Genomic DNA, 19,598 nt, shown 5'->3' on the forward strand with positions numbered 1-19,598 from the left:
GCGGCGCGCGCCCGAGGATCAGGCTCTAACCGGGACCGGCAAGTCACCAGCGAAGCACGTACGGCTGAGAGGTCTCTTTGAAGTGACCGACGTTACGGCATTCGGTCCTGCCGAGCCTCGTCCTCGGGGTCAGCGGCTGGTGGACGTGCCCGAAGACCGACCAGCGCGGCCGCTGCTCGCGGATGAGATCCACCAGCGCCGCCGACCCGATCTCGGAGCGCCGGGCGATCACGTCGTAGGTCAGTTCCGGGACGGCGGGCGGGATGTGGGTGCACAGGACGTCCACCTTCTCCAGGCCGGCGACCGCGACGTCGTACTCCTCGCGGGTGCGCAGGTACGGCCGCCAGAAGCCGTTGCGGCGCGGGACCACGTTCGGCGGGAGCAGCGCGCCGCCGATGAACCCGAAGCGCAGCCCGCCGAACTCGGCGACCTCGCCGTCGAGGACGGTGATGCCGTCGCCGGCGAACTCGGGCCACAGCGACGGGTCGTCGACGTTGCCGGGGGTCGCGAACGTCGGCGCGGTCAGCGCTCCGAAGAGGACGGCGTACTGGTCCTGGATCGCCTCGCCGACCGCAGCGGCGGGATCGGCCAAAGTGGCCCACAACGATCGCGAGAAGGCAACGGTCTCATCACGAGTGCCCTCACGTCGCAGCCGCGCGAACTCGCCGACCTTCTCGGCGCCGAACAGCGCGCCCATGATGCCCTTGTCGTGTTCGCGGTAGTCGACGAAGTCCAGCAGGTCGCCCAGCACGATCAGCGCGTCGGCGCCGTCGCCCGCGCGTTTGAGCGCGTCGGCGTTGCCGTGCACGTCCGACACCACGTGAACCCGCATGCTCTCCCCTACTCGGCCCGGGGACCGACCCCGGGCTCGCGCCCGTCCTCGAGGACCTCTTTGAGCCCGAGCGCGATCGCCTTGGCGGCACGGGCCCTGCGATCGAACTCCCGCCGCAGGTCACGGGCCTGGAGCGGACGAGGCTCCCCGTCCGGACCGGCGGGCGTGGCGCGCAGGAAGTAGTGCAGCAAAGTGCCGTCGAGCACCGGCTCGAGCCAGACCTCCATGGTACCGATCAAGGCGCCGCGCACGGTCCAGCGCAGTCCTTGGTCGCCACGGTCGGTGTAGACCTCCAGGACGAGGTCCGGCCAGTAACGTGACCAAGATCGCGGATCGGCGAAGGCGGCGGCGACGGTGGAGGGCGGGACCACGATGAAGGTCTCGTCGACGATGTCGAGAGCTGGCGGCGCCTGGTTCACAGCGGCAGAATGTCATGCCCTGGGTATGGCCGATTCGTCAGCATGGTCTTAAGGTGCACGGCACGCTAAGTTGACTGGCGGGTAACACCGGTCACACCACTTGCACGCGAACACGGAGGTTCCTCGTGCGCGAATACAGCGCCCCCGCCGCCACTCCGGTGAACGACGACGAAAATCTCGCCGACGTCGTCTGGGCGAACGCCGAGCGGTTCTCCGATGTGGTGAGTTTCCGCCGCCAGGTCGACGGTACCTGGTTGGACGTCACCGCCAAAGACTTCGCCGCCCAGGTTCTGGCCGTGGCCAAGGGAATGGCCGAGGCCGGCATCGCTCCGGGCGACCGGATCGGGCTCATGTCGAAGACCCGCTACGAATGGACCCTGATCGATTTCGCGATCTGGGCCGCCGGCGCGGTCACCGTCCCGATCTACGACACGTCTTCGGCCGAACAGGTCCACTGGATCCTCTCGGACTCGGCCGCGAAGGCCGTGTTCGTCGAGACCGACGAACACGTCGCCACGCTGGAGACCGTCAAGGGCCGTCTCGACGCCCTGGAGCACACCTGGCAGATCGAGGGAGGCGCCGTCGAGCGCCTCACCGAGCAGGGCACCGGGCTCAGCGACGACGACCTGCACGAGCGGCGCCGCACGGTGAAGGCCGGCGACCTGGCCACGATCGTGTACACCTCGGGCACCACCGGCCGCCCCAAGGGTGTCGAGCTGACCCACCGGAACCTCCTCGCCGAGATCCGCGCCGACATCGCCGCGTTCCCGCAGCTGATGGAGCAGGGCAACTCGCTGCTGGTGTTCCTGCCGCTCGCGCACGTCCTCGCCCGCGCCATCGCGGTGACCGCGCTCAGCGCGCGGGTGACCCTCGGGCACACGTCGGACGTCAAGAACCTCGTCGCCGACCTCGGCACCTTCCGGCCGACGTTCGTCGTCGCCGTGCCCCGGGTGTTCGAGAAGGTCTACAACGGCGCGAAGCAGAAGGCGCACGGTGACGGCAAGGGCAAGATCTTCGACGCCGCCGAAGCCACCGCCGTCGCGTACAGCCAGGCCCAGGACACCGGCGGCGCCGGGCTGGGCCTCAAGATCAAGCACGCGCTGTTCGACAAGCTGGTGTTCACCAAGCTGCGCGCGGCCCTCGGCGGCCGGTGCGTGGCCGCGGTGTCCGGCGGTGCCCCGCTCGGCGTGCGGCTCGCGCACTTCTTCCGCGGCATCGGCGTCCCGGTGTTCGAGGGCTACGGCCTGACCGAGACGTCCGCCGCCGCCTGCGTCGGCACCCAGGACGGTTTCCGCGTCGGCACCGTGGGCCGTCCGGTCGCCGGGACCTCGGTGCGGATCGCCGAAGACGGCGAGATCCTGCTCAAGGGCGACGTCGTCTTCGGCGGCTACTTCAACAACCCCGAAGCGACCGCCGAAGCGCTCGAAGACGGCTGGTTCCACACCGGCGACCTCGGCGAGCTGGACCGGGACGGGTTCCTCAAGATCACCGGCCGCAAGAAGGAGATCATCGTGACCGCGGGCGGCAAGAACGTCGCCCCGTCCGGGCTCGAGGACACCATCAAGGCCAGCCCGCTGGTCAGCCAGGCGATGGTCGTCGGCGACCAGCGGCCGTTCATCGGCGCGCTGATCACCATCGACGAGGAGTACTTCCCGTCGTGGAAGTCTCAGCACGGCAAGCCCGCCGACGCCTCGGTGTCCGACCTGGCCGACGACGCCGAGCTGCGCGCCGAGATCCAGACGGCCGTCGATCAGGCCAACAGCGCGGTTTCGCAGGCCGAGGCGATCAAGAAGTTCACGATCCTCTCGAAGGACTTCACCGAGGCCGGCGGCGAGATCACGCCGAGCCTGAAGCTGAAGCGCAACATCGTGAACAAGAACTACGCGACCGACATCGAGGCCCTGTACAAGAAGTAGGCCAAAGTACGTGAAGGCCCCCTTCACTGCGTCTAGCGCAGTGAAGGGGGCCTTCACGTACTTTGGCGGATCCTGGCTGGGTGTTGCGAAAGTGGCTTTCGCAACGGCGGGCCGGGATGGTGACTGAAGTGCCCTCTCACCGCCTGCCATGCAGGAAAAGCACCCTTCCCCACGCGCAGAAGCCCTTCCCCTCGCCTCAATACACAGAACGGACTTCCGCCCCCCTGGCCATCCACTGTGGACAGAACCGCCCCGAAGGTCACCTTTGAGACGTTGAGCGTCCCGAAGGTGCCCTTCAGGACACCCCGCCTGCGCGGCGAAGCGTCCTTCAGCCGATTTTCGCGTCCCACTCGATGTGGTGCCGGTACAGCCAGTTCCGGTCCCGGTCGGAAGTCGTCCCCGACGACACCGCCGCGCTGCTCGCCACCAGCTCCTCCACCCGCGCCCGCCGCAGCCGCTCGTAGGCCGCGAATGCCGTTGGGGCGTCGGGAAGATCCCGCAGGCACTGCGCCAGCACGACACTGTCCTCCAACGCCATCGACGCGCCCTGCCCCGCGGCGGGCGAGGCCGCGTGCGCCGCGTCGCCCACGAGCACCATCGACTCGGTGAACCACACCGGCGTCGAGGGCACGTCGTAGGAATGCCCACCGAAGACGTCGTCCCCCGTGGACTCGATGATTTCCGCGGCGGGCAACGGTTCCCCCTCGAAAGCGGCGAAAGCGGCCGAGCGCCATTCGGCCGGTGACAGGCCCGAGCGCACTCCCTCGGCCGTGGGAAGCCGCGCGAACCAGTACGTCGCGCCGTCGGGCGTGCTTGTGTAGCCGAAGAAGGCGTGCAGGCTCTGAATCATCCGATAGAGGGACGGCGCCTGAGGGATGCCGGGGTCGGTCGTGTAGCCGTAGACGACGTCGAGGCCCGTCGAGCGCGGCGGCGGGCAGTCCGGGTCGATGATGGTCCGGACGACCGAGCGCAGCCCGTCGGCGCCGATCAGGATGTCGCCCTCGGCCACGGAACCGTCCTCGAAACGAGCGGCCCCCGGTGTGGCGGAGACCAGCCGTTTCCCGCGCTCGAAGGCGATCCCGCGCGAGATCGCCTCCTCCTGCAGCGCGCGGTAGAGCGCCGCTCGCGTCATCGTGCGCGGCCCGGCGAGACCGTCGATGTCGAAGGAACGCCGTTCGACCGTCCGCCCGTCCGGGGTCACGAGTTCGAGGCCCACCGCCTCGAAGGACTTGTCGATCACCGGCCCCTCGGCGCCGATCGCGCGCAGGGCGTCCATGCCGTTGTGCATGATCGTCAGGAACGCGCCCGCGTCTTCGCCGCCGGAGGGATACGCCTCGTGGACGCTCGCCTCGATCCCGGCCCGCTGCAACGCCATCGCGGTCACCGTGCCCGAGACGCCGCCGCCGATGATCACAGCCTTCACCGCTGACCCCCTGTCGTGTCGCCGTCACCCGAACCTACCGGGAAACGGCGACCCGACGGAGAGGGTTACGCGCCGCCGCTGGCGACGATGTCGCCGTTGACCCCCTTGGGGAAGAACCCGCCCTCCTTCACCGGGCCGGGGTTCAGGTAGACGACGTTCAGCACCCGGTCGGCGCCGCGGCCGAAGCAGATGCCGTTGGCGTCGGCGGGCACGATGTTGGCCTGGTTGCCGAGCAGGATGCCCTGGTCGTCGTCGCCTGGGCCGTCGAGAGTGTCGCGGGCGTTGGAGATCTTGGCCGCCGCGTCACCGAGACCGCGGTCGAACAGCGAGGTCCGGATGGTGGCGGCGTGATAGGCCTCGGCCGCCAGGATGCCCGCGGCCGCGTCCAGGAACGTCTTGTTGGTGATCAGCGGCGCGGCACCCTTGTAGGCAGTCACGCCGACGTCCTCGAACAGGAACGCCGCCAGCAGGAAGTTCTTCTCGTTGGCGAACGGGTCGAACTGCTGGTACTCGCTGATCAGCCCGGCCGCGCGGGCGGCGGCGGTGAAGCTGTTCTTCAGATCGATCTCGGGCCGCGACACCGCGGCCTCGCCCAGCGCGCCGCGCAGGAACTTGACGTGCGCGACCTCGTCGCCCGCGATCTCCTTCGCGAACTGGTGCAGCGTCTTGTCGTGGAACATGACCTTCTTGCCGCCGACGACGCCACCCTGGGCACCGACGCCACCGGTGAGGTCGTCCGGCAGCCCGCGGCCGTGGACGGCGAAGGAGTAGAACTCGGCTTCGAGGTACTCCAGATTGAGCGCGAAGTTGAGCACGGCCGCATCACTAGGGGCTTCCGCGGCGGCAGCGGCCTCACCCGTCGCCGATGCGGACGAAGTGGCCTGCACCCCGAGGTAGGTCGCGCCGACCACACCGAGCCCCGCCGCGCCCGCGGCCTTCAGGAACCGGCGGCGATCCGTGCGGTTCTCGGCGCTGCGCGAGATCAGGGTACGAACGAAGGGCTTTCCGAACACGAGTGGTTCCTCTCGTCTTTGCGGTGCACACCCACCCACTCGGACGTTCGGAACCACCCGTGACCCGGATTGGAGAAGATCTCGAATTTATTTCTTCGTCGCCGTCTTGGTCAAGGAACCGCAGATCAAGGGCTCGCGAGTGGCCGCGTCACCTCAGCCGGTGTCGCGAAAGCCACTTTCGGGACGTCAGATGTCGCGAAAGTGGCTTTCGCGACACGCCACCCTTGCCTTCGGCTCGAACTTATTTCTTCGTCGCCGCGGCAAGGCGGACGCAGACGGCGAGCCCGCGGATGGCCTCTTCGACTTCGGCCAGCTCGGGGTACGTCGGCGCGATGCGGATGACGGCGTCCTCGGGGTCGTCGCCGTACGGGTGGGTCGCGCCGGCCGGGGTCAGGGCGATCCCCGCCTCCTTGGCCAGCCGCACGACCTCCTTGGCGGTCCCGGACGGCACGGTCAGCGAGATGAAGTACCCGCCGGTCGGCTTGGTCCAGGACGCGAGGCCCGATTCGCCCAGTTCCTTGGTCAGGATCTCGTCGACGGCCGCGAACTTCGGCCCGATCAGCTCGGCGTGCTTGCGCATGTGCTCGCGGACGCCGTCCTCGTCGCGCAGGAACTGCGCGTGGCGGAGCTGGTTGACCTTGTCCGGGCCGATGGTCCGCTTGCCGATGAGGCCGGTCCACCAGGCCAGGTTCGCCTCGGAGGCGCCGAAGAAGCCGACACCGCCACCCGCGTAGGTGACCTTCGAGGTGGAGCCGAAGACGAACACGCGGTCGGCGTTGCCCGCCTCGGTGGCCAGCGCGAGCAGGTCCGCCAGCGGCGCCTCTTCGTCGGTGAGGTGGTGCACGGCGTAGGCGTTGTCCCAGAAGATCCGGAAGTCCGGGGCGGCTGTGGTCATCGTCGCGAGGCGGCGCACGGTGTCTTCGCTGTAGGTGACGCCGGTCGGGTTGCTGTACTTCGGCACGCACCAGATGCCCTTGACCGCGGCGTCCTCGGCGACGAGGCGCTCGACGACCTCCATGTCCGGGCCGGTCTCGGTGAGCGGCACCTGGATCAGCTCGATCCCGAAGCGCTCGGCCAGCGCGAAGTGACGGTCGTAACCCGGCACGGGGCACAGGAACTTGACGCTCGGCTCGTCGGCCCAGCGGCGCTCGGCGCCCGGGAGCTTGCTGAGGAAGGCCTGCACGATCGAGTCGTGCATCAGCTCCAGGCTGGAGTTGCCCGCGGCGAGCAGCTGCTCGGCCGGGACCTGCAGCGGCCCGGCGAAGATGCGGCGGAGCTCGGGCAGACCCTTGAGGCCGCCGTAGTTGCGGACGTCCGTGCCGTCTTCGGCCTTGCGCACGTCTCCGGGGAGGGCGAGCAGCCCGTCGGCGAGGTCCAGCTGGCGGGGGGACGGCTTGCCGCGGGTGATGTCCAGGGAGAGGCCACGGTCGACGAGGGCCGCGTAGTCGCGGCGGGCGCTCTCGACATCGACAGGTGCAGTGGTCATGCCTAACGCTAAACCCGGGGGCGGTCCGGCGTGAGACGAGGGTGGCCCTAGGCCCCGCGCGCACAAGATCCGATAACGGTTCCGGCGTGTTTTTCAGCGATCGTAACGAGTCCGAATCCCCTATTTCCCCGCCGCCTTTTCCCGCATTCTCGGCAGCACGAGGAAAAGGGGAGAGAAATGGGAGCGAAGAAATGGGCGGCGGTGACGCTGCTGGCGGCGGGCACGCTGGCCGCCTGCGCGGTACCGAATCAAGGAACGGCCATGCCCGCCGTCACGGTGACCGCTCCGCCGGACACGATCGTGATCCAGCCACCCGCGGTCGCGGCCCCGCCGCAGACGGTTTATGTCGCACCCGCGGTTCCCGTGGCGCGAACGGTGATCGCCTTCTACGACGCGATCAACCGGCGTGATTTCCCCACCGCGTGGAATCTCGGCGGGCAACGGCTGGCGAAAGGCGGCACTTATGCCTCCTGGGCCAATGGATACGCGTCGACTTCGTGGGCCGACGTCACCGTGCGGAGCGTGAGCGGGAACACCGTGTACGTCGACCTTTCGGCTCGGCAGACCGACGGTTCTCTGCGTACTTTCTCCGGTTCCTACACCGTTTCCGGCGGCACGATCACCGGCGCGAACATGAAACGCCTCTCCTGATCACAGCGGGGTCAGCCGGGAGATCTTCCACCGGCCGTCGACGCGCTGCGCGGTGACCGAAAGCTGCGAGACCGTCGACTGCGGCGCGCCGCCACCGGCGGTCATCGTCTGCTGGTCGAGGAACAGCAGCACCTCGGCCTGGTCGCCACGCAGGGACCGGACACCCAGCGACCGGACCGTCGTCGTCCGCACGAGCTTCTGTTCTTCGGCCCGTTTCCGCGCCGACGCGAACTGGTCCCGGTACTGTCCGGTCGCCTCGCCGGTCAGCACCTCGCCCGCGGCCCGCTCGGTTCGCGCCAAGTTGCTGTAGTCGTAGGAGAAGACGGCCTTCACCCCGGCGCCGACCTGGTCCGCGACCTCGGCCGTGGCGGCCTGGTCCACCAGTGCCGCGTTGCCGTCCGAGCCCAGCGAGGACGCCTGGAGGCCGAACCACACCGCGCAGCCGGTGGCCACCACGATGATCGCGAGCAGGATCCGCGGGAGGCGTCCGGTCATGATCCCGCCGCCTGGACCGCGCTGACCTTCCAGCCGCCCTCGACCCGCTGGTAGTCCACGGTCAGCCTGCTCACCTTGGGCGCGGCCGAGCCGCCGCCGGTACTGACCCGCACGTCCAGCACGGCCATCAGCCGCGCCGTCCCGGCGACGGCGTCGAGTTCGGTGACCGCGGCCTGTTTGAGCTCGGCGGTCGCGACGGTCTTGCTCGCGTTCGCCCGGTCGATCTGGATCTGCCGGTCACCGGTGAGGTCCTTGCCGAGCCGTCCCGTCGTGACGCCGAGCCAGCGGTCGACGTCCTGCGCGCCGCTGCGGTAGTCGATCGTGTTGAGCACTTCGAGCTGGCCGGACGCGGCGGCCAGGACGGCTTCGCGTTCTCTGCCGCGCGCCAGGCCGTCGTCACGGGCGGCGCTCCACCACGACCAGCCGAACCAGGCGGCCGCCAGGACCGCCAGCGCGGCGACGACGGTGAGGGCACGGGTGAGCACTACTTGCCACCCAGCAGCGCGCCGAGCCCGCCGGGAGCGGATCCGGAGAGCAGGCTCAGCACCCCCGGCAGCTGAGCGGATTCCGCCGCCTGCGGGGTCTGCTTCGGCCGCTCGGGGACCGCGGGCGGCTTTCCGGCGTACGGAGCGTTCTGTGAGCCGCGCACGCCGGTGGGGCTTCCCGGCGGCTCGGCGCAGTACGCCTGGGTGTTCACCGGTGCCTCAGTGGTGTCGTTGGCGGGACGCTGCTTCGTGCCCTCATAGCCCTTCGTGCACGAGACCGGGTCGAAGAAGTTGAAGACCACGCCCAGGTGACCGGTGCCGTCCGGCGACGTCGAACGCGAGAACGCCGAGATGATCGGGTACGCGACGAGCAGTTCCTCGATCGCGTCCGTGCGAGCGGAGGTGATCTGGGCCGTCGTGAGCGTGTTCGCGAACAGCACCCCGAGGTCGGTCCCGGAGACCGCGAGCACGTCGCTGATCTGGCGGCTCAGCTTCGGCGCCTCGTCGATCACGCGCCGCAGATCCGGGTCGGACGTCTTCAGCTGCGCGGCGATCGTCTTGAGCCCGCTGGAGAACTGGGTGATGCTGTCCGCCTGCCGCCGCTGGGTGTCCAGCACCGTCCGGGAGTTGGCGAGCAGGCCCTGGGTGTCGGGCAGGTACTGCGTCGCGGTCGCGGTGAGCGAACCGGTGCTGTTCAGCAGCTGCCGCAGATCCGGGCCGGCGTTCGCGAAAGCCTCGTAAGTCTCGTCGACGACGGTCTTCAGCGATTCCGGTTTCACGCTCGACACCAGTTTGTCCAAATTGGACAGGACGGTGTCCGGTCCGAGCGGGATCGAGGTCTTGTCGCGCTTGATGACCGATCCCTCGGCTAGGTACGGCCCGTTTTCGTGCATGGGCAGCAGATCGACGTACTGCTCCCCCACCGCCGACCGGTTCGCGACCGCGGCCTTGGTGTCCGCGGGGATCTTCGGCGCGCCCGAATCGATGTCGAGACCGAGGTCGATACCGTGTTCGGTGAGCGTCATCGACGCGACCTTGCCGACCGCGACACCGCGGTAGGAGACCTCGGCGTTGACGAAGATCCCGCCGGAGTCCACGAGCTGCGCGGTGACGAGGTAGCCGCGGGTGCCGAAGAGCCGGTCCAGCCCGGCGTACTTGCCGCCCGCGTAGACGACCGAAACCACCGCGATGACGACGAACGCCGCCAGCTGGATCCTGGTCTTGCGCGTGATCATTCGCCACCTCCGAGCAGCGGCCCGAGGATCCCGCCGAGCACGCCGCCGAGCACATCCCCCTGCGGTGCCTGGGGAGCCTGCGGGAGATCGCCGGCGGGCAGCGGCAGCACCGGCGGCGCGGCGCCGTTGTTGAACGGGATCGCGCCAGGTGTGCCGGTGCCCCGGGTACCGGGCAGCTGGATGATCGGCTGCGACGAGTTGTTCATGTTCTCCAGGAACGTGTCCAGTTTCAGGTCGATCTTCGCTTCGACGTTCGCGTAGTCGCCCTTGATCACGTTGCCCGCGTAGTCGGGGAACGGGTACGTGAGCAGGATCCGCAGCGCCGTCGGCAGGTCCTGGCCGGCTTCGGTGAGCTTCTTCAGCGTGGGCTGCAACGCGCGCAGGTTCGCGACCAGCGTGTCCTTGCTCGCGTTGATCGTCTCGGTCGCGACCCCGGAAAGGGTGTTCAGCGACTGCAGCATGCCGACGAGCTGATCCCGCTGCTCGGTCACGACCTTGAGCCCCGGCGAGAGGTTGTCGAGCGCGTTCGTGAGGTTCTGCGTCTGGCCGACGAGGGTCTTGGACAGCTTGTCGAGACCGTCGATGGCGCGAAGGATCTCGCCCTTGTGCCCGTCGAGTTCGGTGGCGATCTTGTCCACTTGGGACAGCAGGGAGCGGACCTCGGCCTCGTTGCCGGTGAGCGCTTCGTTGAGCTCGTGGCTGATCTTCTGGATCTGCTCGACGCCGCCGCCGTTGAGCAGCAGGGAAAGCGCGCCGAGGACCTCTTCGACCTCGGGGTTGCGGTTCGTGCGGTCCAGCGGGATCTTCGCGCCCTCGGCGAGCGTCCCCTCGGGCTTCTCGGGGGCGTGCAGGTCGACGAACTTCTCCCCGAGCAGGCTCGACTGCCGCAGCTCGGCACGAGCGTTCGCGGGCAGCGCGATGTCGCCGTTGACGACCATGCTCACCCACGCCGAACGCGTGTCCGGCGCCAGGTCGATCTTCTCGACCCGGCCGACCGGGACGTCGTTGACCTTCACGCTCGCCTGCGGCACGAGGTCGAGGACGTCGGAGAACTGCGCGGTGAGCCGGTACAGATGGTCGCCGAGATCCGCACCGCCCGGCAAGGGCGTGTTGTACAGCCCCGAAAAACCGCCGTCACTGCAGCCGGCGAGCACCAGGACGCCCGCCATCACTCCCGCGATCTTCTGCCGCTGCCGCTTCATTTCGGGATCCCCTTGGTCATCACGTCGACGAGCGGGAGCGGCAGCGGTGGCAGCTCGCCGCTCTGCAGCGACGCCAGCACCTGCGGGACCGACGGGAGTTTCAGCGTGCCGTCGAGGACGGGCGCCAGTTGCTTGCAGATGTTGCCCAGCGCGTCCGGGATCGGCTTCGGCGTGCTCGCGCTGATCAGGCGGCAGACGGTCAGGATCGGCGGATGCGTCAGCTCGTTCAGGTTGTCCCGCACCGCGATCGTGCCGGACGCGGCGTCGTAGGAGTTGATGAAGTTGGTCGCGCCGGTCGGCGCGATGTCGATCACCTCGGCGAGTGAGGCCCGCTGGTCCACGAGCACCTTGGTCAGCCCGGCCAGTTTGTCCACATTGGACGAGAGGAGGTCCTTGTTCTCCGCGACGAACTTCTCGACGTCGCCCATCGCCGTCGCCAGGGAGTTCAGCGCGGCGCCCACGTCGGCGGAATCCGCGGCCAGGAAGCCGCTCACGTCCGCTGCCCGGCGGTAGAACTCGTTGAGCTGCTTGTCGCTTTCGGCCAGCGCGCCGGTGAAGGAGTTCAGGTTCTGGATCGTGGTGAACAGGTCGCCCTTGGAACTGTCCAGCGTCTTGGCCAGTTCCGACAGCCGCGTCACCGTCGTGTTGAGGTTCTTCCCGTTGCCGTCGAGGTTCGCGGCCGCGGTGTCGAGCACGTCGGACAGCGCGCCGTTCTTGTTGGCACCGTTGGGTCCCAGGCTGGTCGAGAGCTTGTCCAGGCTCGTGTAGAGGTCGTCGAGCTCGGCCGGGGTCGCCGTCTTCTCCTTGGCGATCACGGTGTCCGTCGCCATTTCGGGGCCGCTCTCGTACGCCGGGGTCAGCTGGACGTACCGGTCGCTGACCAGGCTCGGCGCGACGACGACGGCCCCCGCGTCGGCCGGGATCGGGGTGTCACCGTCGATCCGCATGTCGACCCGGACGGCTTCACCCTGCGGCGTGACCCCGGTGATCTCCCCGACCTTCACGCCGAGCACCCGGACCGACGAACCCGCGTAGAGCCCGACGGTCTTGCCGAAGTAGGCGCTGATCCGCGTCCCGCCCGGTTCCTTGAACACCAGCCACAGCCCGGCGGTCAGGAGGAGCACGAGAACGCAGGCGAACGCGACCCAGTCGTAGACCGTGCGGGTGCGAGTGCTCATCGTCCGCCCACCCCCTGGTTCGGCGCCGCGATCGGCGGGGTGCAGCCCTCCGGGTTCACCTGGAACGCGCCCGCGATGATCGTCGGCGGCAGCAGCCCGCACAGGTACCCCTCGAACCAGCGCCCGTTGCCGGTCGCGTTCGCGCCGACGCGGGCGAAGGGCGCCATCAGCGCGAGACTGCGGCTGAGGTTGTCCTGGTTGCGCTGCAGGATGTCGGTGACCTTGCCGAGTTTCTCCAGTGTCGGCTTCAGCTGTTGCCGGTTGTCGGCGACGAGACCGGACAGCTGCGCGGAAACCTGTTGCGTGCCCTTGAGCAAGGTGCTGATCGCGTCCTTCCGGTTCTGCAGCTCGGCGAGCAGGAGGTTGCCGTCGTCGAGGATCCGTTTCAGCTGCGCGTTGCGGTCGGACAGCGTCTTGGACACCTTGCTCGTGTTGGCCAGCAACGTCTTCAGGTCACCGTCGCGTGAGGACACCGTCTTGGACAAGGAGGACAGGCCGCTCAGCGCGTCTTTGAGGTACTGCGGGCTGTCCTTGAGCGCGTCGGAAAGCACGGTGAAGCTCGTCGCCAGCTGTGCCGTGTCGATGTCGCCGACCGTGCCCGACAGCTCCTGGAACGCGTCCTGCAGCTCGAAGGGCGTCCGTGTGCGGTCGAGCCCGATGGTGGTGTTCGGGTCCTGGCTGCCTTTGCCCTTCGGCGTGAGCGCGAGGAACTTCTCGCCCAGCAGCGTCTTGATCTCGATCGACGCGGCGGTCGCGTCGCCGACCCGGACATCCTTGACCCGGAACTTCACCAGCACCTTCTTGCCCGCCAGCTCCACCGAGCTGACCTGCCCGACCTTGACCCCGGCGACCTGGACCTCGTTGTCCGGCGCCAGCCCGGCGGACTCGCCGAAGTACGCGGAGTAGGTCGTCCCGCTGCCGAACAACGGGATCCGGTCGGAGAAGTACGTCGTCGCCGTGACCAGCACGATCAGGATGAGCGTCACGCCGCCGACCACGGCCTGGTTGCGTTCCTTGAGCGGCTTCACGGCCCGCACCTCTCCGGTCGCTGCGTGCCGGGCAGCGGCGTGATCGGCAGTTCGATGTCGAGCGACTTGATGCCGATGCTGCCGGAGATCCCGCACAGGTAGTAGTTGAACCAGCTGCCGTAGCTCAGCGTCCTGGTGAACTTCTGCAGGTTGCCCGGCAGGACCTGCAGGAGATGGTCGAGCAGCTGTTCCGAATCGCCGAGGTTCTGTGACAGCGCGCCGAGCTGGACGACGTCGTCCTTGAGCGCCGGCCGCGCGTCGGCGAGCAGGCCGGTGGTGGCGACGGTGAGGTCGCCCAGCGCCTTGACCGCCTCCCCGATCGGCTGCCGCTGCTCGGAGAGCCCGGTGACGAGCCGCTGGGTCTGGTCGATCAGCTCGCCCAGCTGCGGCGAGCGTCGCTCGACCGTGCCGAGCACGGTGTTGAGGTTCGCGATGACCTCACCGATGATCTTGTCCTTGCCCGCGATGGCCGACGTGACCGACGCGGTGTGCGCGAGCAGGCTGGTGATCGTGCCGCCCTCGCCCTGGAAGACCTGGATGATCTCGTAGGAGAGTTTGTTGACGTCCTCGGGGTTCAGCGCGCGGAAGAGCGGTTTGAACCCGTTGAACAGCACGGTCAGGTTGAGCGCCGGTTTGGTGCGCTCGGGCGGGATGACCCCGCCGCGCGGCAACGACTTCTCGTCCCCGATATCCGTGCCGAGCGAGAGATACCGCTGGCCGACCAGGTTGCGGTACTTGATCGTCGCGGTCACCGACGCCGGCAGGCGGTGCGAGGTCTGGACGTCGAAATGGACCTGGGCGAGGCTCTTCTCGCCCTCCTCGACCTCGATCTTGCCGACCTGGCCGACCTTCACGCCGACGATGCGGACGTCGTCGCCCTCCTTGAGGCCGGACGCGTCGGTGAACTTGGCCGTGTAGCCCGACGTCTCGCCGAAGTTGGTGTTCGCGATGGTGGCGCCGAGGATCGCGGTGAGCAACACCGTCACCACGGCGAAGACGAGGATCTTGACCAGATCCGGGATGAAGGACCTCATCGGGCGCCCCTCCCGTCTCGTGAGTGGCTAGGACGGTTAGAACCGTCATTGCCGCTCACGAGGCCCCAGCGTGTCCGGTCGGCGGAGCCCGACATCCTCACCGCAGCACCCACCGCGCGCGTGTCGCGAAAGCCACTTTCGGGACACCAGACGTCCCGAAAGTGGCTTTCGCGACGTGGCCCGGCGCCCGGCGAGCTCGGCTGAGTCCTCATCGCAGCTCCACCTCCGCCCCGCGGTACAGCGGCCCCACCAGCAGACTCCCCCAGTTCGGCACCTGATCCGGCGTCGTGCCCATCGCCGGCGACACGAGCAGGTCGATCAGCCGCTGTTCGTCCGGCGAGTTCACCACCGAACCACCCGCGTTCCCGCCCGCGGGAATGGTCCCGTTCGACGGCAGCCTGCCGTCGGGATCACGCGGCGGCGCAGGCTTCGAGGACCCGTCGTCGATGGCGCCGTCCGGCGGGTACTGCGGCCAGCGGCCCGGCGGCGGCACCTCCGGGTAGCAGCGGGGGCCACGTTTGTCGTTGTACTTCGGCTCGTCGACGCCGGGCAGGTACTTGCCCCGGCTCGGCGTGAACTCGATCGTCACCCGGCTGACCTCGGGATGCGCGGTGCCCTTGCCGAACGCGAGTTCCGCGCGCGGCACCGATCCGGCGAGCTGCTTGAGCAGGCACGGGTATTCCGGCGCGTACTTCGCGAGGACGTCCAACGTGGGCTGCAGGTTGGTGGTGAGCCGGATCAGGTTGTCCTGGTTCACCTTCAGGAAACTCGTCAGGTCGATGGACGCCGCCGTCACGGTCGAGTAGACGTCGGCAAGCCCGCGCTGGCTCTCGACCAGGGTCTTGCTCGTGGTGGTCAGATCCGAAAGCGCGGCCAGCAGATCCGGCGCGGCCTTGTCGTAGATCGCGGCGGCGTCGGCGAGTCCGGTGATGTCGGCCTTGAGGTCGGGCAGCGACGGGTTCACCTTGCCGAGGTAATCCGAAAGACCCGCCATCGTCGCGCCGAGCTGTTTTCCCTGACCGTCCAAAGCGGACGCGACGGCGTTGAGCGTGCTGGCCATCTTCTCCGGCTGAACGGCCTGCAGCAACGGCATCACGTTGCCGAGCACGGTTTCCAGCTCGATCGCGCTGCTGCTGCGGTCCTGCGGGATGACGTCGCCCTCGGCGATGTGCCGCTCGGGCTTCTCGGGTATCTGTAAAGCGACATACCGTTCGCCGAACAATGTCTTCGGCAACAGCCGCGCGGACACGTTCGACGGGATGACCGACGTCTTGTCCGGCTGCAGCGCCAGATCCATCGTCGCGCGATCGCCGTGCGCCTGGATCGTCCGGACCTCGCCGACGACCATCCCCCGCACCTTGACGTCCGCGCCTTCGCGCATCTGGTTGCCGATGCGGTCGGTCTCCAGTTTCACCAGGGTGACCGTGGTGAAGGCCTTCTGGTAGAAGGCGATGGTGGTGACGAAGAACAGCACGACCACCACGAGGAAGATCAGCCCCAGCACCTGGTGCCGGAGCCGCTGCAGCAGAATCCTCCTGTTCACCCGGAAATCCTCACCGTCGTCGTGGCGCCCCAGATCGCGAGGCTGAGGAAGAAGTCGAGGACCGAGATCAGCACGATCGACGTCCGCACCGCGCGCCCGACAGCGACGCCGACCCCGGCGGGCCCACCGCTGGCGGTGTAGCCGTAGTAGCAATGCGAAAGGATCACGAGCACGCTGAAGATGATCACCTTGAGGAACGACCAGAGCACGTCCTCGGGCGGCAGGAACAGCGTGAAGTAATGGTCGTAGGTGCCCGCGGACTGGCCGTAGAGCCAGATGGTGATCTGCCGCGAGGCGAGGTACGACGAAAGCAGGCCGACGGCGTAGAGCGGGATGACCGCGGTGACGCCGGCGATCACCCGTGTCGTCACCAGATACGGCAGGCTCGGCACGCCCATCACTTCGAGCGCGTCGATCTCCTCCGAGATCTTCATCGCGCCGAGTTGCGCGGTGAACCCGCAGCCGACGGTGGCCGAGAGCGCGAGCCCGGCCGAAAGCGGCGCGACCTCGCGGGTGTTGAAGTAGGCGGAGATGAACCCGGTGAGCGCGGCGGTGCCGAGCTGGTTCAGCGCCGAATACCCCTGCAGGCCGACGATGAGGCCGGTGAACAGCGTCATCCCGATCATCACGCCGAGCGTCCCGCCGATCACCGCCAGCGCGCCGGTGCCGAAGCTGACCTCGGTCAGCAGGCGGAAGATCTCGCGGCCGTAGCGCCGGATCGTGCGCGGGGTCCAGGCCAGCGCCCGGAAGTAGAACGACAGCTGGCCGCCGAAGCCTTCCAGCATCGCGCCGGGACGCGCGATGATTTCGAGCGTCCGGTCGGAGACAGCGGGTTCGCCGGCCATGTCACATCGCCTTCGGCGGGACGATCCGCAGGTAGATCGCGGTCAGCACGACGTTGATCAGGAACAGCAGCAGGAACGTGATGACCACGGCCTGGTTCACCGCGTCGCCGACACCCTTCGGCCCGCCCGCCGGGTTCAGCCCGCGGAACGCCGCGACCACCCCGGCGACGAAACCGTAGAGCAACGCCTTGATCTCGCTGATCCACAGATCCGGCACCTGCGCGAGCGCGTTGAAGCTGGCGAGGTACGCGCCCGGGGTGCCGCCCTGCATGACGACGTTGAAGAAGTAACCGCCGAGCACGCCGACGACGCTGACCAAACCGTTCAGCAGCACCGAAACCACGATCGCGGCGAGCACGCGGGGCACGATCAGGCGCTGGATCGGGTTGACCCCGAGGACTTCCATCGCGTCGATCTCTTCACGGATCTTGCGGGCGCCGATGTCGGCGCAGACCGCGCTGCCGCCCGCACCGGCCACCAGCAGCGCGGTGATCAGCGGGCTCGCCTGCTGCACGATCGCGAGCGCGCTCGCCGCGCCGGTGAACGACTGCGCGCCGATCTGCTGCGTCAACGAGCCCAGTTGCAGCGCGATGACGGCGCCGAACGGGATCGCCACCAGCGCCGTCGGCAGGATGGTGACGCTGGCGAAGAACCAGCACTGCTGGATCCACTCGCGGAACTGGAACGGGCGTTTGAAGATCGCGCGCAGGACTTCCCACGACAGGGTCGCGAGCCTGCCGACCTGTGTGAGCGCACCCGTACCGGGGACGGACACCGTCGCTCCCACAGAACCTCCCAGTCGCCTGCCCCGAGTCTTACTCCACCTGTCAACGCCCCATTGCGTTAGCGGTGTTCACTTTGCTCTCGGCACCTCCGAGCTAGAACTTGAGTGCGTGTGTGGCCGTGGCGCCGCCATCGGCGACGAACTCGGCGCCCGTGCTGTACGAACTTTCGTCACTGGCCAGGAACAGCACGAGCTTCGCGATGTCCTCCGGCTGCCCGACGCGGCCGAGGGCGACCTTCTTGCCCACCCACGACATGTCGACTTTCTGGCCGCCCGCCGCGGCCGCGACCATGGGCGTGTCGATCGCGCCGGGATGGACCGAGTTGACCCGGATGTTCTTCGCGCCGAGTTCGAGCGCGGCGACCTTGGTCATCCCGCGGATGGCGAACTTGCTCGCGGTGTAGGCGACGAGGAACGGCATCCCGGCGAGCCCTTCGACTGAGGACACGTTGACGATGGAGCCGCCTCCGGCCCCGGTCATCGGTTCAACGACCGAACGCATCCCGAGAAACGCCCCGATCTGGTTGACCCGGATGACGCGTTCGTAGTCGGCCAGCGTGGTCTTGCCCAGTTCCGAGAAGTGCAGGATGCCCGCGTTGTTGACCAGCACGGTCGGCGGGCCGAACTCCGAGACGGTGCGCTCGATCGCGGCGTCCCATTCGGCCTCGTCACCGACGTCGAGATGCTGGTAGACCGCGGATTCGCCCAGATCGGCGGCGAGTTTCTTGCCGTCGAGGTCGTTGATGTCGGCGATCACCACGCGCGCGCCTTCGGCGACGAACAGCCGCGCGGCCGCCTCGCCCTGCCCGCGGGCGCCGCCGGTGATCAGCGCTACCTTGCCGTCGAGCCTGCCCATTCGTCATCTCCTCCGGTTCACGGCAGCGACATGATCTCGGACGCGGAGAACATCCGTTCCGGGTCGCGGTCGGCGAAGTAGCCGCCCACGCTGGTGGCGAGTTCGTCGGCGGTCCAGGTGCCGTTGACGGTGTCGAACCGCTGTTCCACCGACGGCGGCCGCATCAGCGCGACCATCCCGCCGTAGACGAGGAAGACCTGGCCGTTGACGCGATCGGCGTCCGGCGAACAGAGGAAGGACACGAACGGCGCGACGTGGTCGACCGACAGCGGGTCGATCCCTTCCGGCGCGTCGGCCCCGAAGACCCCTTCGGTCATCGCCGTGCGGGCGCGCGGGCAGATCGCGTTGGCGCGGACGCCGTACCGGGAAAGACCGCGTGCGGTGGAGACGGTGAGCGCGGCGATGCCCGCCTTGGCCGCGCCGTAGTTCGGCTGGCCGGGCGCGCCGAGCAGGAACGACTCCGACGCGGTGTTGACCACGCGGCCGTACACCGGCGCTCCGTCCACTTTGGACTTGTCGCGCCAGTACGCCCCGGCGTTGCGCGAAAGCAGGAAATGCCCGCGCAGGTGGACGCGGAGCACGGTGTCCCATTCGTCGTCGGTCATCGAGAAGAGCATCCGGTCGCGCAGCACGCCCGCGTTGTTGACCAGGACGTGCAGCCCGCCGAAGTGGTCGACGGCGGCGGTGAGCAGCGCGTCCGCGGTGGCGGACTCCGACACGTCGCCGGTGACCGCGATGGCCTTGCCACCCTTGGCCTCGATCTCGTCGGCCACCGCCCGCGCCGCGGCCGACACGTCGTTGACCACCACCGACGCTCCCGCCGCGGCCAGCGCCAGCGCCTCGGCCCGGCCGAGTCCCGCGCCGGCCCCGGTCACGATGGCCGTCCTGCCGTCCAAACTCACTCCGGGCCTCCTTGCCTCTCCGCACACACTAGAATCTGTTCTTGCTCGATGCAAGCAGCAAATAAACAGTGCTAACTACGGATGAGCAGGGCGTTCTTCGGACAGCTCGCCACGGCCTGAGTAACACGTTCTACTTGATTCTGCGGAACTTCCGCCGACGCGAGGACAAGCTCCTCGTCGTCGTCGAGATCGAAGACCTCGGGCGCGAAGCCGACACAGATCGCGTTCGCCTCACAGAGCGAGCGATCGACGTCGATCTCCATATTCCCTC

General features: G+C 68.3%; 20 protein-coding genes. 2 read left to right on the top strand and 18 right to left on the bottom strand.

Going from position 1 to position 19,598, the window contains the following annotated elements; genetic code table 11:
• Positions 1-43: 43 nt before the first annotated feature.
• On the bottom strand, positions 44-832 hold the full coding sequence (locus tag H4W30_RS27785) for a metallophosphoesterase family protein (protein ID WP_126734870.1): 789 nt from the start codon (positions 830-832) through the stop codon (positions 44-46).
• Positions 833-840: 8 nt separating this feature from the next.
• Positions 841-1,251 (bottom strand): polyketide cyclase / dehydrase and lipid transport, encoded by a 411-nt coding sequence (locus H4W30_RS27790; protein ID WP_192745515.1) that lies wholly within the window; start codon positions 1,249-1,251, stop codon positions 841-843.
• Between the two features lie 125 nt (positions 1,252-1,376).
• Here H4W30_RS27790 and H4W30_RS27795 point away from each other — a divergent pair, with 125 nt between their 5' ends.
• Positions 1,377-3,167, top strand: coding sequence for an AMP-dependent synthetase/ligase (locus H4W30_RS27795; protein WP_192745516.1), 1,791 nt, complete (start codon positions 1,377-1,379; stop codon positions 3,165-3,167).
• A 328-nt stretch (positions 3,168-3,495) separates the two neighbouring features.
• Here H4W30_RS27795 and H4W30_RS27800 read toward each other — a convergent pair whose 3' ends face one another.
• The 3 genes from H4W30_RS27800 to H4W30_RS27810 form a co-directional block, all read right to left on the bottom strand.
• Positions 3,496-4,590: an FAD-dependent oxidoreductase gene (locus H4W30_RS27800; protein ID WP_192745517.1), complete on the bottom strand. Its 1,095-nt coding sequence runs from the start codon at positions 4,588-4,590 to the stop codon at positions 3,496-3,498.
• Positions 4,591-4,655: 65 nt separating this feature from the next.
• Positions 4,656-5,603: a ferritin-like domain-containing protein gene (locus tag H4W30_RS27805; protein WP_192745518.1), complete on the bottom strand. Its 948-nt coding sequence runs from the start codon at positions 5,601-5,603 to the stop codon at positions 4,656-4,658.
• A 241-nt stretch (positions 5,604-5,844) separates the two neighbouring features.
• Positions 5,845-7,089, bottom strand: a complete 1,245-nt coding sequence (locus H4W30_RS27810; RefSeq protein WP_192745519.1) for an aminotransferase class I/II-fold pyridoxal phosphate-dependent enzyme — start codon at positions 7,087-7,089, stop codon at positions 5,845-5,847.
• 177 nt (positions 7,090-7,266) lie between these two features.
• Here H4W30_RS27810 and H4W30_RS27815 point away from each other — a divergent pair, with 177 nt between their 5' ends.
• Positions 7,267-7,740, top strand: a complete 474-nt coding sequence (locus tag H4W30_RS27815; RefSeq protein WP_192745520.1) for a hypothetical protein — start codon at positions 7,267-7,269, stop codon at positions 7,738-7,740.
• Here the strand turns inward: H4W30_RS27815 and H4W30_RS27820 are convergent, their stop codons facing one another.
• The 13 genes from H4W30_RS27820 to H4W30_RS27880 all read right to left on the bottom strand — a co-directional run bounded on the left by H4W30_RS27820 (position 7,741) and on the right by H4W30_RS27880 (position 19,590).
• Positions 7,741-8,235, bottom strand: coding sequence for a hypothetical protein (locus H4W30_RS27820; protein ID WP_192745521.1), 495 nt, complete (start codon positions 8,233-8,235; stop codon positions 7,741-7,743). It abuts the gene before it with no gap.
• The gene (locus tag H4W30_RS27825) at positions 8,232-8,720 is read right to left on the bottom strand and encodes a hypothetical protein (protein ID WP_192745522.1); all 489 of its coding nucleotides are present in this window, start codon (positions 8,718-8,720) and stop codon (positions 8,232-8,234) included. Before H4W30_RS27825 ends, H4W30_RS27820 begins: the two co-directional genes overlap by 4 nt.
• The gene (locus tag H4W30_RS27830) at positions 8,720-9,955 is read right to left on the bottom strand and encodes an MCE family protein (RefSeq protein ID WP_192745523.1); all 1,236 of its coding nucleotides are present in this window, start codon (positions 9,953-9,955) and stop codon (positions 8,720-8,722) included. Before H4W30_RS27830 ends, H4W30_RS27825 begins: the two co-directional genes overlap by 1 nt.
• Positions 9,952-11,157, bottom strand: coding sequence for an MCE family protein (locus tag H4W30_RS27835; protein WP_192745524.1), 1,206 nt, complete (start codon positions 11,155-11,157; stop codon positions 9,952-9,954). Before H4W30_RS27835 ends, H4W30_RS27830 begins: the two co-directional genes overlap by 4 nt.
• Entirely contained in the window at positions 11,154-12,335 is a 1,182-nt protein-coding gene (locus H4W30_RS27840; RefSeq protein ID WP_192745525.1) for an MCE family protein, read from the bottom strand. Before H4W30_RS27840 ends, H4W30_RS27835 begins: the two co-directional genes overlap by 4 nt.
• Positions 12,332-13,363 (bottom strand): MCE family protein, encoded by a 1,032-nt coding sequence (locus H4W30_RS27845; RefSeq protein WP_192745526.1) that lies wholly within the window; start codon positions 13,361-13,363, stop codon positions 12,332-12,334. The genes H4W30_RS27840 and H4W30_RS27845 overlap by 4 nt, the downstream gene beginning before the upstream one ends.
• Complete coding sequence (locus H4W30_RS27850; RefSeq protein ID WP_192745527.1) at positions 13,360-14,397, bottom strand: MCE family protein; 1,038 nt, start codon at positions 14,395-14,397, stop codon at positions 13,360-13,362. Before H4W30_RS27850 ends, H4W30_RS27845 begins: the two co-directional genes overlap by 4 nt.
• 208 nt (positions 14,398-14,605) lie before the next feature.
• Entirely contained in the window at positions 14,606-15,940 is a 1,335-nt protein-coding gene (locus H4W30_RS27855; RefSeq protein ID WP_192745528.1) for an MCE family protein, read from the bottom strand.
• Entirely contained in the window at positions 15,937-16,785 is an 849-nt protein-coding gene (locus H4W30_RS27860) for an MlaE family ABC transporter permease (protein ID WP_034322613.1), read from the bottom strand. The genes H4W30_RS27855 and H4W30_RS27860 overlap by 4 nt, the downstream gene beginning before the upstream one ends.
• A 1-nt stretch (position 16,786) precedes the next feature.
• Entirely contained in the window at positions 16,787-17,572 is a 786-nt protein-coding gene (locus H4W30_RS27865; RefSeq protein ID WP_125675589.1) for an MlaE family ABC transporter permease, read from the bottom strand.
• Positions 17,573-17,663: 91 nt separating this feature from the next.
• Positions 17,664-18,425 (bottom strand): glucose 1-dehydrogenase, encoded by a 762-nt coding sequence (locus H4W30_RS27870; RefSeq protein ID WP_034322618.1) that lies wholly within the window; start codon positions 18,423-18,425, stop codon positions 17,664-17,666.
• Between the two features lie 17 nt (positions 18,426-18,442).
• Positions 18,443-19,327 (bottom strand): 3-oxoacyl-ACP reductase, encoded by an 885-nt coding sequence (locus tag H4W30_RS27875; protein WP_192745529.1) that lies wholly within the window; start codon positions 19,325-19,327, stop codon positions 18,443-18,445.
• 71 nt (positions 19,328-19,398) lie between these two features.
• Positions 19,399-19,590, bottom strand: a complete 192-nt coding sequence (locus H4W30_RS27880) for a ferredoxin (RefSeq protein ID WP_005164609.1) — start codon at positions 19,588-19,590, stop codon at positions 19,399-19,401.
• Positions 19,591-19,598: the final 8 nt, after the last annotated feature.

This window comes from Amycolatopsis roodepoortensis (assembly GCF_014873915.1).
GTDB classification, from domain to species: Bacteria; Actinomycetota; Actinomycetes; order Mycobacteriales; family Pseudonocardiaceae; genus Amycolatopsis; species Amycolatopsis roodepoortensis.

Bases quoted from the DNA above. Each gene is read 5' to 3' on its own strand.
- H4W30_RS27850 (WP_192745527.1), bottom strand. From the start codon at position 14,397: ATGAGGTCCTTCATCCCGGATCTGGTCAAGATCCTCGTCTTCGCCGTG.
- H4W30_RS27830 (WP_192745523.1), bottom strand. From the start codon at position 9,955: ATGATCACGCGCAAGACCAGGATCCAGCTGGCGGCGTTCGTCGTCATC.
- H4W30_RS27820 (WP_192745521.1), bottom strand. From the start codon at position 8,235: ATGACCGGACGCCTCCCGCGGATCCTGCTCGCGATCATCGTGGTGGCC.
- H4W30_RS27810 (WP_192745519.1), bottom strand. From the start codon at position 7,089: ATGACCACTGCACCTGTCGATGTCGAGAGCGCCCGCCGCGACTACGCG.
- H4W30_RS27860 (WP_034322613.1), bottom strand. From the start codon at position 16,785: ATGGCCGGCGAACCCGCTGTCTCCGACCGGACGCTCGAAATCATCGCG.
- H4W30_RS27835 (WP_192745524.1), bottom strand. From the start codon at position 11,157: ATGAAGCGGCAGCGGCAGAAGATCGCGGGAGTGATGGCGGGCGTCCTG.
- H4W30_RS27785 (WP_126734870.1), bottom strand. From the start codon at position 832: ATGCGGGTTCACGTGGTGTCGGACGTGCACGGCAACGCCGACGCGCTC.
- H4W30_RS27870 (WP_034322618.1), bottom strand. From the start codon at position 18,425: ATGGGCAGGCTCGACGGCAAGGTAGCGCTGATCACCGGCGGCGCCCGC.
- H4W30_RS27880 (WP_005164609.1), bottom strand. From the start codon at position 19,590: ATGGAGATCGACGTCGATCGCTCGCTCTGTGAGGCGAACGCGATCTGT.
- H4W30_RS27815 (WP_192745520.1), top strand. From the start codon at position 7,267: ATGGGAGCGAAGAAATGGGCGGCGGTGACGCTGCTGGCGGCGGGCACG.
- H4W30_RS27840 (WP_192745525.1), bottom strand. From the start codon at position 12,335: ATGAGCACTCGCACCCGCACGGTCTACGACTGGGTCGCGTTCGCCTGC.